The sequence below is a fragment of the Citrobacter sp. Cb023 genome (assembly GCF_030336805.1).
In the GTDB taxonomy this organism is placed as follows: domain Bacteria; phylum Pseudomonadota; class Gammaproteobacteria; order Enterobacterales; family Enterobacteriaceae; genus Citrobacter; species Citrobacter braakii.
This window is the reverse complement of sequence record NZ_JAOWCV010000003.1, coordinates 1-334: the sequence shown is the minus strand read 5'-3', so window position 1 is coordinate 334 and position 334 is coordinate 1. Positions and strand designations below refer to the sequence as shown.

At 58.1% G+C, this 334-nt stretch carries 1 pseudogene; it reads left to right on the top strand.

The window, feature by feature from the left end:
* Window positions 1-334: pseudogene (locus OGW44_RS00025) on the top strand (hypothetical protein); the annotation flags it as partial.

Genomic DNA, 334 nt, shown 5'->3' with positions numbered 1-334 from the left:
AAAACACTGCCGACGGTGCAGGCTCCACCGGTACAGACGTGACCGGCGACGGCAACGACATTAACAACACCGGTGACAACAGCGCCACTGGCGGTGGTACCGGCACTAAAGCTGACGGTAACGGCAACACCATCGACAACAAGGGTAACAACACTGCCGATGGCGCAGGCTCTACCGGTACGGATGTAGACGGTAACGGCAACAAAATCATCAACGAAGGCGACACCAGCGCAGCCAATGGCGGCACCGGCACTAGCGTGGACGGCAACGACAACACCATCGACAACAAAGGTCAAACTACGGCTGATGGGACTGGCTCCACCGGTACTGACGT